Annotated in this window: 13 protein-coding genes; 5 read left to right on the top strand and 8 right to left on the bottom strand. The window is 45.4% G+C overall.

Going from position 1 to position 16,985, the window contains the following annotated elements; translation table 11 throughout:
• Positions 1-534 precede the first annotated feature (534 nt).
• From ACE38W_RS02905 to ACE38W_RS02880, 6 genes are all read right to left on the bottom strand, one after another.
• Positions 535-1,038 carry a hypothetical protein gene (locus ACE38W_RS02905; protein ID WP_375828729.1) on the bottom strand — a complete coding sequence of 168 codons (504 nt, stop codon included), beginning with the start codon at positions 1,036-1,038 and terminating at the stop codon, positions 535-537.
• A gap of 44 nt (positions 1,039-1,082) precedes the next feature.
• Positions 1,083-2,417: an anaerobic C4-dicarboxylate transporter family protein gene (locus ACE38W_RS02900; protein ID WP_375828728.1), complete on the bottom strand. Its 1,335-nt coding sequence runs from the start codon at positions 2,415-2,417 to the stop codon at positions 1,083-1,085.
• 156 nt (positions 2,418-2,573) lie between these two features.
• Positions 2,574-2,747, bottom strand: a complete 174-nt coding sequence (locus ACE38W_RS02895; protein ID WP_375828727.1) for a hypothetical protein — start codon at positions 2,745-2,747, stop codon at positions 2,574-2,576.
• Positions 2,738-5,443 carry a magnesium-translocating P-type ATPase gene (gene mgtA / locus ACE38W_RS02890; RefSeq protein ID WP_375828726.1) on the bottom strand — a complete coding sequence of 902 codons (2,706 nt, stop codon included), beginning with the start codon at positions 5,441-5,443 and terminating at the stop codon, positions 2,738-2,740. Before mgtA ends, ACE38W_RS02895 begins: the two co-directional genes overlap by 10 nt.
• Before the next feature lie 183 nt (positions 5,444-5,626).
• Positions 5,627-5,983, bottom strand: coding sequence for a VOC family protein (locus ACE38W_RS02885; protein WP_375828725.1), 357 nt, complete (start codon positions 5,981-5,983; stop codon positions 5,627-5,629).
• Between the two features lie 32 nt (positions 5,984-6,015).
• Positions 6,016-6,318, bottom strand: a complete 303-nt coding sequence (locus ACE38W_RS02880) for a hypothetical protein (protein ID WP_375828724.1) — start codon at positions 6,316-6,318, stop codon at positions 6,016-6,018.
• A gap of 274 nt (positions 6,319-6,592) precedes the next feature.
• On the opposite strand from ACE38W_RS02880, the gene ACE38W_RS02875 reads away from it, so the two are divergent.
• The 5 genes from ACE38W_RS02875 (at position 6,593) to ACE38W_RS02855 (ending at position 15,187) form a co-directional block, all read left to right on the top strand.
• A complete protein-coding gene (locus ACE38W_RS02875; protein ID WP_375828723.1) occupies positions 6,593-7,144 on the top strand; it encodes an RNA polymerase sigma factor in 552 nt (183 codons plus the stop codon).
• Positions 7,145-7,248: 104 nt separating this feature from the next.
• On the top strand, positions 7,249-8,184 hold the full coding sequence (locus ACE38W_RS02870) for a FecR family protein (protein WP_375828722.1): 936 nt from the start codon (positions 7,249-7,251) through the stop codon (positions 8,182-8,184).
• A gap of 33 nt (positions 8,185-8,217) precedes the next feature.
• Complete coding sequence (locus ACE38W_RS02865; protein ID WP_375828721.1) at positions 8,218-11,610, top strand: TonB-dependent receptor; 3,393 nt, start codon at positions 8,218-8,220, stop codon at positions 11,608-11,610.
• Positions 11,611-11,629: 19 nt separating this feature from the next.
• On the top strand, positions 11,630-13,144 hold the full coding sequence (locus ACE38W_RS02860; RefSeq protein WP_375828720.1) for a RagB/SusD family nutrient uptake outer membrane protein: 1,515 nt from the start codon (positions 11,630-11,632) through the stop codon (positions 13,142-13,144).
• A gap of 99 nt (positions 13,145-13,243) precedes the next feature.
• Positions 13,244-15,187 carry an alkaline phosphatase gene (locus ACE38W_RS02855; protein WP_375828719.1) on the top strand — a complete coding sequence of 648 codons (1,944 nt, stop codon included), beginning with the start codon at positions 13,244-13,246 and terminating at the stop codon, positions 15,185-15,187.
• 101 nt (positions 15,188-15,288) lie between these two features.
• Here ACE38W_RS02855 and ygiD read toward each other — a convergent pair whose 3' ends face one another.
• The gene (gene ygiD, locus ACE38W_RS02850; RefSeq protein WP_375828718.1) at positions 15,289-16,170 is read right to left on the bottom strand and encodes a 4,5-DOPA dioxygenase extradiol; all 882 of its coding nucleotides are present in this window, start codon (positions 16,168-16,170) and stop codon (positions 15,289-15,291) included.
• Positions 16,171-16,312: 142 nt separating this feature from the next.
• Positions 16,313-16,891, bottom strand: coding sequence for a Crp/Fnr family transcriptional regulator (locus tag ACE38W_RS02845; protein ID WP_375828717.1), 579 nt, complete (start codon positions 16,889-16,891; stop codon positions 16,313-16,315).
• Positions 16,892-16,985 lie beyond the last annotated feature (94 nt).

Genomic DNA, 16,985 nt, shown 5'->3' with positions numbered 1-16,985 from the left:
CGGGGAGCCCCTATTCCCCCAGATAATTCAGCGAAGCGCAAAATAAATCAGATATCCCCATGTTCAGGAATGTGAAAAAACCATATTTGATTCACGTCAACCTTATAACATTGGGCACGGTTGGCATCTAAAATACTCAAGACTTTCAGAAAATGGCCATAGTTTGCAGTAGGACTAAAAACATAATGAATCCCATGTACACTGTCATTTTTCTGGATAATCTCAAGCATATACATCGATGTAAACTGAAGTGCACAGGCTGTTTTGACTGAATCAGCACTAATCGTTACCGTTAGGAATTCCCGTGAGGGACATGCCGCGTCAAACATAAAAATTGGTTGGAACCTCGGTCTACGATGAAACCTATGCAGCACGAATACAATTGAAGAAACAATTAATCCAATAAAAATCAGATTAGCTAAAATAGCCGATGGAAGAAAATATCTTTCCTGCGATTTCATTTTTTATTAAGAGATGCCGAAACCGCGGTTTTCCATAGCATAAAAAAGCCATCCTCGGATGGCTCTTTATTTTTTACTGCTGATAGTCTGCAGGATCAAAAGGTTCGAACTCTCTTTCTTCAAAGGCTTCGGTAAGGATGCCTGTGTTACACAGCCATGAGATGGCATCTCCCAGGGTATCTCCTATTTTGTAGATCATCTCCTGATGTCTTGGCAACACATAGTATTGTTGGTGATAGCTGATGATTTCATCTCCATCTAAAGTATCACCCAGTACTACAGATTGCAATACCTGTTCTTTGGTGAGAATTTCTTTTCCCTCGTCCCAGAACCAATATTGGGTGATTCTTTCCAACCATTCTTTTTGCAAAGCTGTAGCCACTTGGGGCAGGTATACACGAATGTATGTACCTCCTAAAATTCCACAACCATAAGTAGTCACATAAGTTTTGTAGTCTTCATCAGTGGTGATGTTCAACATTTTTTCCATGGAGATGATATCCGCGGGTGTAGCGGTAAAACGCTGCGTGCTATTGGTATTTACATTTGGGATGATGGTGTAGTTTTCCAGTGGCATGTTCACTTCTTTTTAAATTTTACAAGATCACGAACATACAAATATTACACGATAAAACTCAGGAGAAATCCAACTGCAACGGCTACAGTTACAGCGGTGAGTCCTGGTACCATAAAGCTATGATTCACTACGTATTTCCCTATACGTGTGGTACCTGTACGATCAAAATCCATAGCAGCAACCAGGGTAGGATATCCAGGCAGGAGAAAATCGCCGTTTACTGCGGGAAACATGGCGATGAGGTGAGGCTGTGTAATGCCCAGCGCAAGGCCAATAGGCATCATCGTACGTGTAGTGGCGGCCTGGCTGAAAGTTAGCGCTCCCATGAAAAACAGAGCGAAAGCAAAAGTCCAGGGATGCGCGCCAGCAATATCGCCGAAGGTATGTTCTATGAGTGCTTCGTTGGCTCCCATGAAGGTGGCGCTCATCCAAACTACGCCCAGCACGGATACAATCGCAGATGCCATAGAAGTGAAGAGACTCATCTTTGTTACTTCTACCGGCGATACTTTTAATACCAGCATCATGATAGCGGAGGCGGATAAGGTGATCATTATGATCATTCCAGTAAGGTTCACATTTCCGTCTGCATTTACAGCCAGGCCGGGCTCTCCAGCACCTACATTGGGCAATAGTTGCGGGAACGCCCCACACAGAATAATCATTAATATGGCGATACCGAATATTAACACAGCAGTTTTGGCGCCAGGTTTTATTACTGTTGTTATATTATCGGAAGATTCGATACTTTTTGCAAAGGCGGGGTCTTTCATTTTTTCCAGGAAAATGGGATCGTCATTGAGTTCTTTTCCTTTCTTCCACACTACCAGCACGCCAGCGAGTATACCGATCAAACAAGCGGGAATGCAAACTTTTATGATATCCAGCGCGGCGGAAGAATAGGCCAGCACTGCTGCCAGAGAGGCCGTGGCAGCGCTCATAGGACTACCTGTGAGCGAAAGATGCGCAGCGATGACCGATATGCTCAGCGGTCTTTCTGGCCGGATCCTCTTTTTTGCAGAAACTTCTGCGATGATGGGTAACAGTGAGTATACGATATGAGAAGTACCTGCAAAGAGGCAAAGAAAATAAGTGGTAAATGGCGCGATAATAGTTATCTGTCCGGGATTTCGGCGAATAATTTTTTCGGCGATGCTCACCAGGTAATCCAATCCGCCAGCAGCTTGCAGCGTGGCTGCAGTAGTTACGATAGCGAGGATAATCAACAATACTGCTACTGGTGGCTCTACTGGTTTCATATGAAATACCAGCACAAAAATTAATAGTCCCACCATACCCATTACTCCTAGGCCGATGCCTTTCATTCTAGAGCCTATCAGGATCATGAGCAGTAATATCGCAAGTTCTACAAAGATCATGGTAATGAATTTTCAGGTAGATGAATAGCAGTTTTTTTTGCCAGATCAGCTGTTTCAAGTGCAGCTACCTTCTTTAGAACGATGGTAACAATTTGCAGGTGGCAGTAACGTGTACGACAGTACGACTGTAAACCCATAGTTCATTTATTTCGAAGATCAGGGAGATGGCAGCAGCCAATCGTATGTACCTTCTGTAAATGAATTAACAGCAAGTATAAAGAAATGTTCTGAGGGCGGGGTTAAATCATAGGAGAGCAGGAATACAGCATATGCATAGGCAATGCCGTATTCCTGTTGATTTTCATAAGATAGTTTTATAATTATAGCCATTCTGCGAATTTGCGTATATACCATTTTTTCACCAGCTGCGTAAGTACACAGTACCCTGTGAGTATGGCTATCAGCCATGGGAAATAACTGAATGGCAGCGGTTCAAGTTTGAGTACTGTTGCAAATGGAGAGAAAGGCAGTATGATACCAATCAGCATGATCAATGATGTTAAAGCTACTACTGGCGCGGCGGCCCAGCTCTGCACAAAAGGTATCTGCCTGGTCCTGATCATATGAACGATCAGTGTTTGTGACAGCAGCCCTTCTATGAACCAACCACTCTGAAACAGTGATTGATGCGCAGGTGAGTTTGCTTTGAATATCCAGAACATGAGCCCAAAGGTGGCATAATCAAATATAGAGCTGATAGGTCCTATCCAGAGCATGAACCGCTGGATACCAGCTGCATCCCATTTGCGTGGTGTTTGTAAAAAATCTTCATCCATTTTATCCCAGGGAATAGATACCTGGGAGATATCGTACAGTAGATTTTGTACGAGCAGCTGTACTGGCAGCATGGGCAGGAAAGGCAGGAAGGCGCTGGCTCCCAGCATGCTGAACATATTCCCAAAGTTGCTGCTGGCAGTCATTTTGATGTACTTGATGATATTACCGAAGGTTCTGCGGCCATAGATGACGCCTTTGCGTAATACCATCAGGTCTTTTTCCAGGAGGATGATATCAGCACTTTCTTTGGCGATATCTACGGCGGTATCTACACTGATGCCTACATCAGCATCGCGGAGTGCAGCAGCGTCATTGATACCATCTCCCATAAAACCAACTGTATGGCCTTTAGACTGCAAAACTCTTACTACACGGGCTTTTTGCAATGGACTTAATTTTGCTAACACCGCCACCTCATCGATTTGCTCGCGGAGTTGATCATCGGTTAGTTTGTCCAGCTCGGCCCCTAATATTACGCGATCAAAGGAGATGCCCACATCGCGGCAGATTTTGCGGGTAACGATATCATTGTCGCCGGTTAGTACCTTCACGGCTACACCGAGTTGCTGCAGGGCTTCAATACTTGCTTTGGCAGAGGGTTTGGCAGGATCAAGAAAACCAATAAAGCCTGTTAGCACCAGGTCTTTTTCATCGGCTACACTATAGGTAATCTCTCTAGGTTCAAACTCACGGATGGCAACGAGCAGGACACGTAGTCCTTCTTCATTCAGTTTTCGGGAGGTATGGAGGATACGTTCGCGCATGGCGGCGTCCATTGGTACGATAGCATCTCTTTCTATGTGCAGATCTTTATCAGCGCCCGGTAGAAAGGCTTGGCTACACAGGGCAAGCATCTCTTCTACAGCGCCTTTGCAGATGAGCAGGTGTTTGCCGTTTTGTTGGTTTAAAACTACGGACATGCGTCGGCGTTGGAAGTCGAAGGGTATTTCATCAATTTTTTGGAAGTGTTCTTCTACCCTGAGATAGTCATGTAATTCCACATGTTCCAGCACAGCCAGGTCCAGCAAGCTTTTGAGGCCTGTCTGATGGTAGCTGTTGAGATAAGCCCATTTCAATACTTCTTCATCATCTTCTCCGAATATATTGAGGTGGCGTTCCAGGACAATTTTATCCAAGGTAAGTGTACCGGTTTTATCGGTACAGAAAACGTCCATGGCGCCTATGTTTTGGATGGCGTTGAGTCTTTTTACGATTACCTTTCTTTTACTCATGGTTACGGCGCCTTTGGCGAGGTTGGCGGTAACGATCATGGGCAGCATTTCCGGGGTGAGTCCAACGGCAACGGCTATAGCAAAAAGCAGGGCTTCCATCCAGTCGCCTTTCACGAGACCGTTGATGATAAAAATGAGTGGCACCATGATGAGCATGAATCGGATGAGGAGGTAGCTGACTTTATTTACACCTTTATCGAAGCTTGTTTCGGCGCGGTTGCCTACGATGGATTTGCTGAGGGAGCCAAAATATGTTTGGTTGCCGGTGTTGATGACGATGGCGGTAGCGGCGCCACTGACAACGTTGGTGCCCATGAAGCAGATATTTTCCAGGTCCAGCGGCGAGGCCCCGGGTACAAAAGGGACGGGCTGATGGTTCTTTTCTACTGGCAGGGATTCGCCGGTGAGCATGGCCTGGCTGACGAACAGGTCTTTGGAATGCAGGATGCGACAATCGGCTGGGATCATATCTCCGGCTGAGAGGAATATGATATCACCTGGCACGATGTGGCTGATGTCCGTTTCCTGTTTGCCGGAATCTTTACGTAATACGGTGGCGGTGGTTTTCACCATGCCTTTAAGTTGTTCGGCGGCGCGGTTGCTTCTGTATTCCTGGAAGAAGCGTAGCAATGCGCTGACCATTACCATGACGCCGACCATGACAACGGTTTTATAATCTTGTTCACCGGGGGCGGCCGTCCAGACGTCCATGATGAGGGATATGATGGCGATGATGAGCAGAATACCGATGAAGGGGTTGATGAAAGCGGCTACCAGCTGGCGGAACCAGGAGGGGGCTTTTTCGTGTTGTACTTCATTGACGCCGTAGCGGCGCAGATGAATGGCTGCTTGTTCTGCGGAGAGGCCTTCTGCGGAGGTGTCGAGCATTTCGAGGCATCCTTCTGTAGTATGGGAGCCTGCCTTTTTTAGTTTTGCGGCTGCTTCTTCGTTTAGCCCGTTGCCGTTATTAATTCCTGCTATGCGATACCGGATAGTCTTTTTTACTGTAGACAGCATAGTCATATTTTTTATAGGTCCTGTACTTTGTTTCAATGCCGTTGGCAGCAGCGGTACAAAGGTATTGCGGAGCTTCCTGAAGGAGGATTAGGGAGCCTATAAAAAATCATTAGAAAATTATTAAAATGCGGCAATGCCCTGCATACTGGCGTTATGCAGGGACATTGCTGTCAAGATATTTTATTAAATGTGTTTTTCCGTCAGTTCTACTCTTCTGCCGTCCATGTCCTGCACTAATGCCATAAGGCCCCATTCAGTTTGGCGAGGGGCGGTGATAACGGTTACATTGAGTTTTTGCAGTGTTTGCATGGTTAGTTCCAGGTTGTGAACGGTAAAGCCCAAGCGAGTGGTATGGTCAGTCCCATGCACGGCTGCAGGCAGCGGATAGATTTCCAGTACCAGTCCTTCGTCGGTGCTGGAATAATGGAAGGGTCCAGTTCCATGCTGATGATAAATAAACTGGAAGCCAATGGCCGCATAAAATTCGACCTGCTGTTCGGGTTTGTCTGTCTTGATGACGAGTAGGTTTAATGTAGCCATATCTATCTTTAATGGGTTATTAGGTGCACAGGTTAGTTTTTAGCGTCCAGCTCCAGCAGGAGTTCGTTGGCGACATTAATTTCATAGGCCAGCAAATCGTCCAGACCTTCTTCTAAAGGCGTACTTACGGTTATATCGAGATAATGCCGGGCATTAGTAAATTCATCCCGGTTATAATAATATTGTCCGAGGGCGCAACTGGATTGCACCAGGTGCAGGGAATCGTCTGTTTCCAGGCTTTCCTGGTAGATGGCGTCCAGCAATTCTTTTGCTGCCTCTTCCTTGCCCGTATCGAGGTATATTAATGCTTTTCTGAAGGCGGCGTCCAGGTTCATATGATACTTTTTTCGGGTGGATTAGATACAAACTGACCTTAAATATAATGATTCTTTCGGGGAGATTGTTTAACCAAAATGTACTGCCATTTTATAGCGGCAGATATTGTTTTATAAAAAGTTAATGCGTAATATAATAGTCGTAATTCCCAGTTGATTTTTGTGAGAGACACAAACAGTTTTGCTATCAATACTTAACACAAACATAAACTACTATTCAGGAACAGGATAATTTCATTATTATCTTTGGGCCAGCTTACGCAATTTTGCATTTATGCCAGAAAATATCAGGTGGGAACAGTTCCAGAAAGGTGATACTACAGCATTTGAGCTGATTTTCCAGGAACATTGGGATGCATTGATGAGATATACCTGTAGCATTATTTACGACGATGCTATGGCGAAAGATATCCTGCAGAACTTCTTCCTCGAGTTATGGGAAAAACGTAGTCAACTCCCTGTGCCCAGGGAAACCAGGGCATTCCTGTTATTCCTGTTACGACTAAGAATCCTGAATGCCATGCGCAGAGAAGATATCCGTAGTCAGCACGAAAACAGTTTCGCTTCTTTATTGCAGGAACATACGAATAATACATCAGACCATATTTATTATAAACAGTTATACGAAGAACTGCGGCAGAATATTCACCTATTGCCACCAAGAGTAAAACAGGTGTTTGAACTCAGTTGCTTCGAGCAGCTGTCAGTGCCTGAAATTGCGGCCCGGCTGGGCGCTTCGGAACAAACTGTGCGTAATCAGTTGAATACTGCCAACAAAAAATTAAAGCTAATGCTCAAGGGTTCTGTAGCCAGCTTCCTCCTTTAATGTTACCAAATTGTTAAGTCAAAATTTCGAATAGTTATCGCTTTTGTGAGATGTGACATTATATCAGAACATCGATACAAATTCATAGCTAAATCGATTTATAAGTGAGAAAGAAGGAGTTATACGAGCTGATTGCAAAGTACCGCGCAGGACAATGTAGTGCTGAAGAAGTGATTATATTAATGTCGTGGCTGGACAAAATGCATATGGAAAAACCAGATGCAGTATTGCCAGATGCGATGCAGTCTGCCGTGAAAGCAGCCGTGCTTAAAAACATACAAAGCAATAAAAGCACCAGCATCATCTCCTGGCGTAAATGGGCCGCAGCGGCCGCCATACTCCCTGTTATGGCCGTAGCCGGATGGTGGTGGAAAAATACCTTCAGCGGGAAACATGCCATGGCATGGACAAAAGTAAGCACCGGACTCCGGGAAGTACGACAGATACAGCTTCCTGATGGCTCACAGGTATGGCTAAACGCCGCTTCCTCACTGGAATACCCCAACGATTTTAATAAAAAAGAAAGGATAGTACGCATCAAAGGACAAGGATTTTTTGATGTAGAGCAGGATATCAGCAAACCTTTTATGGTAGAAGCGGAAAATATCCATGTAAAAGTACTGGGAACATCATTCTCTGTAACCTCCACCAGTGGCCAGCCCGCAAGAGTCGCCGTAGCCACAGGTAAAGTACAGGTCACCGAAAACGACCAGGTACTGGGCATCTTACATGCTTCACAACAACTGATCATCGCAAAAGATAAAGCCATACTTTCCAGCACCGACAGCGTGAATGTCAGCAGCTGGACAACAGGAGAAACCATACTGAATAACGTACAACTACAACAGGTTCTCTGGGAACTGGAAAGGTTCTATGGTATCAAATTCAATACACACCTTGACCTGAGCGAATGCAGGCTCACTGTCAACTTTAGCAGCAACATGACCTTACAGAATAAATTAGACATCATCAGTAAGATCGTAGTAGCACCACGCATTCATTTCACAACGACAGATAACAAAAACTACCTGATACGGTAACCAAAAAGGAATTCAATATTTAATACAACAACTATGCAACCAACATTGCGTCAACACCTGAAACATCCCCGAAGGATGAAGCCAATACTTATGCTGTTATTGGCCGCCGTCCCTTTCACAGAAAGTTTTTCTGCATTCAGCCAGGCACTGGAACACGTAGTACCAGGTGTGGATGTAAAAAAAGGTCCGCTTACCTCTGCCATCGTTTCTCTGGAACAACAGGCTGGTGTAAGAATTTCCTATGACCAGCGCGCGCTTGCCAACGTCCAGGTGACAACGCACTCCTGGAAAAATGAGAAACTGGCGAAAATCCTGTCTGAACTGCTCAACAGCACCGGCCTCCAGTTCGAAGAACGCCAGAACACAATTGTTATCTACCCTTCTACTCCAACTTCTTTATCTGCTCAACAACAGGACAAAAAAATTACTGGTACTGTTACTGACGCCAGCGGCCCGCTTCCTGGTGCAGTAGTACAAATTAAAGGCACCACCAAAGGTGCTATCACCGATGCTTCCGGACGCTTTACCATCAACACTGCTACTGATGGCCCTGTAGTACTTATCATCAGCATGGTGGGTTACAAAGCACAGGAAGTTGCCTACAACGATCAACCCTTACAAGTAACCATGGCCGCTTCCAGCCGCGAACTCGGACAAGTACTTGTAGTTGGTTATGGTTCTCAGAGCCGTACTAAAATTTCCGGCGCTATCACTGATGTGAAGCTGGACAAACTCAACTCCCGCTCTGTGAACAGCGTGGAAGAAGCCATGCAAGGCAAAGCGCCTGGTGTAGTAGTACAAAACCAGGGCGGTGATCCTACCTCTGCTCCTAAAGTATATATCCGCGGTACTGGTGGTATCAACGGTGAAAACCCGCTGTACATCGTAGACGGATCTATCTATAATGGCCTGATCAATCCTGCGGACATCGAGTCTATTTCTGTACTGAAAGATGCTGCTGCTGCCATTTACGGCGCCAGAGCTTCCGGTGGTGTAATTCTTATTACTACCAAAAAAGGTAAGTCTGGAAAAATGAGCGTTAACGCAGATGCTAAAATAGGTGTACAAAACACTTATAAAACATTGGACGTATTAAACGCTGCTGAGTTCAACAATGTGATGAACCAGGCATACGACAATGCTGGCGTTGCCCGCAACCCAGCCTATGATCCGGCACAGAACCCAGATGGTAACGTCACCCGCACCAACTGGATGGATGCCATCACCCGCTCTGCCAAACTGCAAGAATATAATGTAGATATCAATGGCGGTAATGATAAGTCCAAATACTTCATGGGCTTCGGTTACCGCAAACAAGACGGTATCCTGCTGAATACCTTCAACGAAAGATATAACTTCCGACTGAATACAGACCACCAGGTAACGCCATGGCTGAAGATTGGTGAAAACCTTTCCTATGCCTATTCTAACGGCAACGGCGCTAATACTACCAGTGCCTATACCGGCGCTATCCTCACTGCTTTGTACTACACACCAAGTGTAACTCCTTATCAGCCTGATGGTACCTACAGTGGTCTCCCTGTGAAATTTGCCGGCGCCTATGGCGACGTTATCAACCCAGTGGCTTACCTGCAACGCCTGGACAGCAAAAATCCTAAGAGCTTCTTACTCATCAACCCATATGTAGAAGTAAAACTGCCTGCTAACCTGACTTTCAGGTCTAACCTGGCTATCAACAAAGTATTTGACAACACCAAATCATTTACTTCCCGCATACTGGAAATCGGTAAGATCTTCGACTTCAACAACCTGTATCTCAGCAACAGCAATACCAACGACGTACTGGCAGAACAGACACTGACCTACGACAAGCAACTGAAAGATCATCACTTCAATGCCATCGGTGGTTATAGCTTCCAACAGATTCAACGTGATTATTTCAGCCTGCTGGTAAATAATTTCAACGATGAACGTCCTGCATTTCGCTACCCACAAAACGGCGCTGCTGTTGATCCTAACGGCTTTATCGGCGGTAAAGATAAACAAGCGATCGAGTCATTCTTCGCGCGTTTGAACTATGATTATAAAGCAAAATACCTGCTGTCATTAGTAGGAAGAAGAGATGGTTCCAGCCTGGTAGCTCCACAGAACCGTTATCAAAATTATTACTCTGTTTCTGCAGGTTGGGTACTTACCAATGAGCAGTTTATGAAAGACATGGTTTCAGAAAAGATCCTTTCTTACCTGAAACTCAGAGCCAGCAATGGTTTATTAGGCAACCTCGGTTCCTTACCTTCTGGCGCTGTAAGTCCTTTACTGGGTAAAACTACCAGCTACTTTGGTTCTTCCATTGTTAGCAATGGTTACGCTGAAACAGCATTGGCCAACCCAAATCTTACCTGGGCTGAATCCAAACAAACCAATATTGGTCTGGACCTGGGATTACTGGACAACAGAATCTATGTGGTGGCAGACTACTACGTAAAGAATACCATCAAAATGCTGCGCCAGAAGCCACCATTAAGTACGGACGGTGTGCCTAACGGTACCTGGATGAACGTTGGTGATGTTAGAGATAAAGGCCTGGAACTGGGCATTACCTTCAACAGCAAACAAGGCAGCGAATTCCAATACAGTGTGAGCGCTAACATCGCTACAGTGAACAATAAGCTGATGAGCCTGGGCCTCGGTGATAAAGTATTATCTACTTCAGACATCAATATCCGTAGCTCTATCACGCCTATCCGTATAGAAGAAGGACATCCGCTGTATTCTTACTATCTGGTAAAAACTGCTGGCATCTTCCAGACACAGAAAGAGATCGATGATTATACCTTCACTGATCCTAAAACCGGTGTTACGTCTAAAATCCAGCCTAATGCAAAACCTGGTGATCTGAAATTTATTGATGCTAACCATGACGGTAAAATCAATAACAACGATCGTCAGTTTATGGGTACGCCATTCCCTAAATTCACCTATGGCTTCTCTTTCAATGGTAGCTATAAAGGCTTTGACGTAAACATCTTCATACAAGGAGTTCATGGCAACAAGATCTTCAATGCACTGAAATACACTGGTCTGGCGCCAATGGTAACTGGTCAGGGTTACAACCTGCTGGCCGACATCAAAAATGCCTGGACACCAACCAACACCAATACAAATATTCCTAGAGTTTCTATCAGCGATCCTAACGGTAACTTCGGTACTACCTCCGACTGGTACCTGGAAGATGGTTCTTACATGCGTATCAAGAACATCACCTTGGGTTATACCCTGCCTGATAAACTGACCCAACGTGCGCATATTACCAAACTGCGTGTATTCGTTACCGGTAATAACCTGCTCACCTTCACCAAATACAGCGGCATGGACCCTGAAGTTGGTACCGATACCTATGGTATGGATCTGGGCCGTTATCCACAAGCAAGAGGATTTATTGCTGGTCTGAACCTGAATTTCTAATACTAACCGGACATTTTTTATGAAAAAGACTATATACGCTTTCTCTATACTCGCAGGCCTTAGCTTTACGGCCTGTAACAAGAAGCTGGACGTAACGCCTGAAGGCTCACCGTCTCTGGCTAACTTCTGGCAAACTTCCCAGGATGCTACCAGTGGTGTTAACGCCATGTATGAACAATTTGACGACGAAAACTTCTATGGCCGCGGATGTTTCTGGTTCATTGATGCCAGCGACGACATGGTGGTAGGCCGTGGTAAACCAGAAGCAGAGAATATCAAAAACTTCAATCCTTCGTTTATTGGTGGTAGTTATACAGAAGGCCAATGGTCTTTACGTTACATCGTCATCAAACGTGCAAACGATGTGTTGAACAAAGTGCCTGCCATTAAGATGGATGAAAGTCTGAAAAATCGTTATCTTGGAGAAGCATACTTCCTGAGCGGACTGATGTACTATCAGCTGGCTTATAATTATGGCGATAATCGTGCAGGTGTACCTATTGTAAGTAAATACAATCCTACTCCCGGAGAAGTGGTACCAAGAGCTGCCAACGTTAATGTGAACTATGATTCTATCATCACAGACCTGAAGCATGCTGCTGCGCTGTTACCAAATTTCGACACCTATAAACCAAAGGATTATGGCCATGCGCATCGTACTGCGGCCTTGGCATATATCGCTAAAACATATCTCTACAAAAAAGATTACGCTAACGCAGAAGCTTATGCCGATTCAGTAATCCTGAGCGGCAAGCATTCACTGCTGCCTAATTTTTCAGACGTATTTACGATTGCCAACAACTGGACATCTGAATATATCTGGTCTGCCTACAGTACTGCTGCTGGTAGTAGCGGCTGGGGAAGTATTCTGCCAGGCGTAATGCTGGAACTGACTGGCTGGGGCGCATATAATGGCTGGGGTTATTATATGCCAACCAGAGAACTGGTAGATGAGTACGAAGCAGGAGATCTGCGTAAAGCTGCTACCATCCTGACGCCAGGTGATCAGTTCCAATACTTCGGCCAAACCATGACTTACAATTCCAGCAATAGTAAAAGTGGTTATCAGTTCCGTAAATACATGGAACCATTTGGTTATGCCAACCCTATCGGTACTTATCTGAGCCCTAGTGGTGATCACCCTACCACGGCTTTAAATCCGCCATTGATGCGTTATGCAGAGGTATTGCTGATCAAAGCAGAAGCAAGACTGATGCAGGGAAAAAATGCTGACAATGAAATCAACATGATCCGTAAACGTGCCGGGCTGTTACCTGTTGTTAATGCAACTATGGTGAACCTGAAACATGAGCGGAGAATGGAACTTGCCGGCGAATGGGCTGACCGCCACTTTGACCTGGTAAGATGGGGTGATGCTCAGGCAACCTATGCCAAACCTTTACACGGTTACGATCCAACAAAAGTGATTTGGCCTGCTCGCAAATTCGATCCGGTTGTAAACGCTGTATGGCCAGTACCACAACGTGAAATCGACGCCAGCGGTGGAAAAATCCAACAAAACGCCGGCTGGTAATTAGCTTTCTCGCAAAGCAGCATAAGCAGCAGTGCAGCAAAGAATTATGTTTTGTTGTTATTATCAATAACAGATCACACAAACAACAAAATGCAGGTCTTGGCTGCACTGCTGCTTATGCTGCTTTGCGAGCCCGCCGTAGGCGGAATAACATCTCCGATGGCACAAGCCTACGGGCAATTCTCAAATATCAATACCATTTCAGTGAAAAAATCATTGCTTATTCCAATCTGCCTGCTCGCCACTACCCTGCACGCACAAACGAAAGTTTATACCATGGCGCAGGTACACTCCCACAACGACTATGAACGCGGCATCCCGTTCTATGATGCTGCCGCGCTGCGCTTCGGTTCCATCGAAGCAGATATCCACCTCAAAGACGGCGTTTTATATGTTGCCCATAATGATAAAGATATCAAGTCTAACCGCACACTGGAAGAACTCTATATAAAACCGGTAGTCAGACAATTCAGTCTTAATAACAATAAACCTTATCCCGGCGATGAATCGCTGCAATTACTGATAGACCTCAAAACCGCTGCTGTTCCTACGCTCAAAGCCTTACAGCAGCTGATCCAACCCTACAAACAATATTTTGACAGGCGTATTAATCCTCATGCCGTAAGAATAGTACTGTCAGGCAATCTCCCTGATATGAATACCTGGGAGGAATATGATAACCTGTTTTATTTTGATGGCCGCCCAGATAGCACCTATACGCCAGCAGCAGCGAAACGTATAGCCATGGTGAGTGTTGACTTTGAAAATTATTCCAAATGGAACGGTAAAGGCACCCTCACTCCTGCCGACTTACAAGCGGTGAAAGGCGTTATAGACAAAGCACATGCACAAGGCTTCGCTTTTCGTTTCTGGGGAGCGCCCGATACCAGGAGCACCTGGTATAAGCTGATGGACCTGGGCGTTGATGTTATCGGCACGGACCATCCTGCTGAAATATATGACATCATGCATCATACCACTGCCAACTATGCCGGTAATTTGCCGGTACACAGCGTGTATACGCCAACGTATGCCAGTGATGCTACCAACGTTAAATCTAAAAATGTTATCCTCTTTATTGGCGATGGTACCGGCCTCGCGCAAATATTTGCCGGCTATACCGCTAACAAGGGTGATCTGAATATATTCCGACTCAGGCAGCTGGGATTATCCAAGACGCAGTCGGTAGACAACTACCATACTGATTCTGCCGCAGGCGGCACTGCTATTTCTTCCGGTAATAAAACTAATAACCGGGAGATAGGTATGGACAATACTTATGTTGCCATTCCTGTATTACCGGAGAAGCTGGCACCTAAAGGCATCCGTAGCGGCGTGCTGGTAACAGAAGAAATCACTGGCGCCACACCAGCATCGTTCTATGGACATACTGCCGACAGAGACAGCGCCACCACACTGTTTCAGCAGCTGGTGGAAAGCAAAATTGACCTGGCGGTAGGCGGCGGACTCGAAGAATTCAAACAGGAATATAAAGACCAGCAATTACAAGAATTAAAGCGTGCAGGCGTTACCGTTATCAATGATGCGAAAGAGTGGAGCGGCGTTACCAAAGGCCGTACGCTGGTGATACTGAGTGATAAGGTGGTAACTTCTATGGAGCAAGGCCGTGGCGACTACCTGAAAACCATGCTGAAAAAGACGTTGCAGCAGCTAAGTAATGACAAGGGGTTTTTCCTGATGGTGGAAGGCTCCAGAATAGACCATGGTGGCCACTTCAACAATCTTGATTATTTAGTAAGGGAGATGCTTGATTTTGATGATGCGATAGGAGAAGCCATTCGATTTGCAGATCAAAACAAGGAAACAACCATCGTGATTACAGCTGACCATGAAACCAGTGGCTTATCGCTGATGGATGGCGACATCCACGAAGGTTGGCTGCGTGGGCATTTTGCGACGAATGACCATACTGGTATACCAGTGATGGTATTTGCCTATGGGCCTAATTCGCAGCTGTTCAGAGGAGTGTATGAGAATACCGAAATTTATAGGAAGATTATGGAGTGTTTTAGAATTAAATAATTACGTTTTTTGATGCAGCTGCGCTTTACAAAAAAACAAATGCAGAACGGATGCCTATGGCATCCGTTCTGCATTTGGGCAGTAAAGAAAATAACTTGTCATTAACCAAACTTCACTGACGTCATCGTCAGCGAGCCACCAACAGCTTTGTCGTTAAAGAAAGAAATAGCTTCGTTACCGTTATTAAGGCCTAAAGTATAGATCAGCGGGAGATAATGCTCTGGCGTAGGAATGGCCAGCAGCGCTTCTTTTCCGAGGCTCTGAAAATTCATTAGCGCGTTGTGATCACCATTTTGAATGAGCCGTTTGAATTTATCATTGATATCCAACGCCCAGTCGTAGCCATAGTTTTCTTCATTCAGTCGACTCCAGGCTACCATACGAAGGTTATGTACCATGTTGCCACTCCCGATGATCAATACCCCTCGGCGACGCAGCTCATATAATTCTTTTGCCAGCTCATAATGATATTTGGCATTTTTCGTATAGTCTATGCTAAGTTGTAATACCGGGATATTAGCGGCGGGGTACATATGCCGTATAACGGTCCAGGCACCATGATCGAGGCCCCAGTCGTGGTCCAGTTCAATTTGCGTGGAATGCACCAAACCAGCCGTTTCTTTGGCCAATATTGGTGATCCTGGCGCTGGGTACTGTACATCGAATAATTCCTGCGGAAAGCCCCCGAAATCGTGAATGGTTTGCGGAAAGTCCATGGCAGTGATTTTGGTGCCGGGTGTATACCAATGTGCCGACACTACTAGTACGGCTTTAGGTACTGGCAATTCTTTTCCCATCTGTGCCCAGCGTCTGCTAAACTCCGTATCTTCTATACCATTCATGGGCGATCCGTGTCCGATAAATAATACGGGCATCAGTTGCTGTTCCCTTGGAAGGGAATCTGTAAACTGTTTGAAAGCCGAAAAAGTAGTCATTCCTATTACTCCTGTTATTGCTGTTTTAATAAATTGCTTTCTTTCCATCTGGAAATTATAAAAAAGGCGGAAAACCAGGCATACATCCTGTTTGTCCTGCCTTACTATGCAAAGATATCACCTGCGCACTCCTGTTTCCAATGATCCAGATCAAGAAAGCGGCTTAAAGCAGTTCAACAGATAACAAAAATCAGGATATATGCAGCCGTTTGCGGATACGGCTGATTGTTTCGGGAGTGACGCCCATAAAGGAGGCGATCATATGTTGCGGCACGCGTTGGAGAATGTTGGGATAAGCCGCCACCAAGGCTTTGTAGCGTTCTTCTGCGGAAAGGCTGATCATATCAGTGGTCCGTTTCTGCAGGGCAACATAGGCATCGGTAATGGTTATACGAATAAACCTTTCGAAGGCTGGCATGGTTTCGAGCAATGTAGTATAGGCTTCGTAGCTGATAAGCGTCAGCTCAGTGTCTTCCAGGGTTTCGATGGTGAGCGTGCCTGGCGACTGCTTCAGGAAGCTGTTTAGATCGGCGATAGTCCAGCCTTCCAGCGCAAAAGCGGCTATATGTTCGTGTCCTTCGTTATCGATGAGGAAAGCACGCATAGCGCCTTTTTCTACAATGGCAACCTGTTTGCAGACTTCTCCTTCCTGCAGAAAAAACTGGCGCTTACGGATTTTTTTGTGCGACAGGTGTTGTTGCAGCAGTGCCTTGTCTGTTGTTGTTAAAGGCACTTTTTCTTCAAATTTATGAAAGAAGGTTTCGTACATGCATGGGTTATTATCTACAAATATAAGTATTCAGGCAGATGATATAAATAGATGCTATCGCCGATTTCCCGAGGTTTGTTACTAAAACGAAAAC

This window comes from Chitinophaga sp. Hz27 (assembly GCF_042263525.1).
Taxonomy (GTDB): Bacteria; Bacteroidota; Bacteroidia; order Chitinophagales; family Chitinophagaceae; genus Chitinophaga.
The sequence above is the reverse complement of the archived record's forward strand: the minus strand, read 5'-3'. Positions and strand labels throughout refer to the sequence as shown.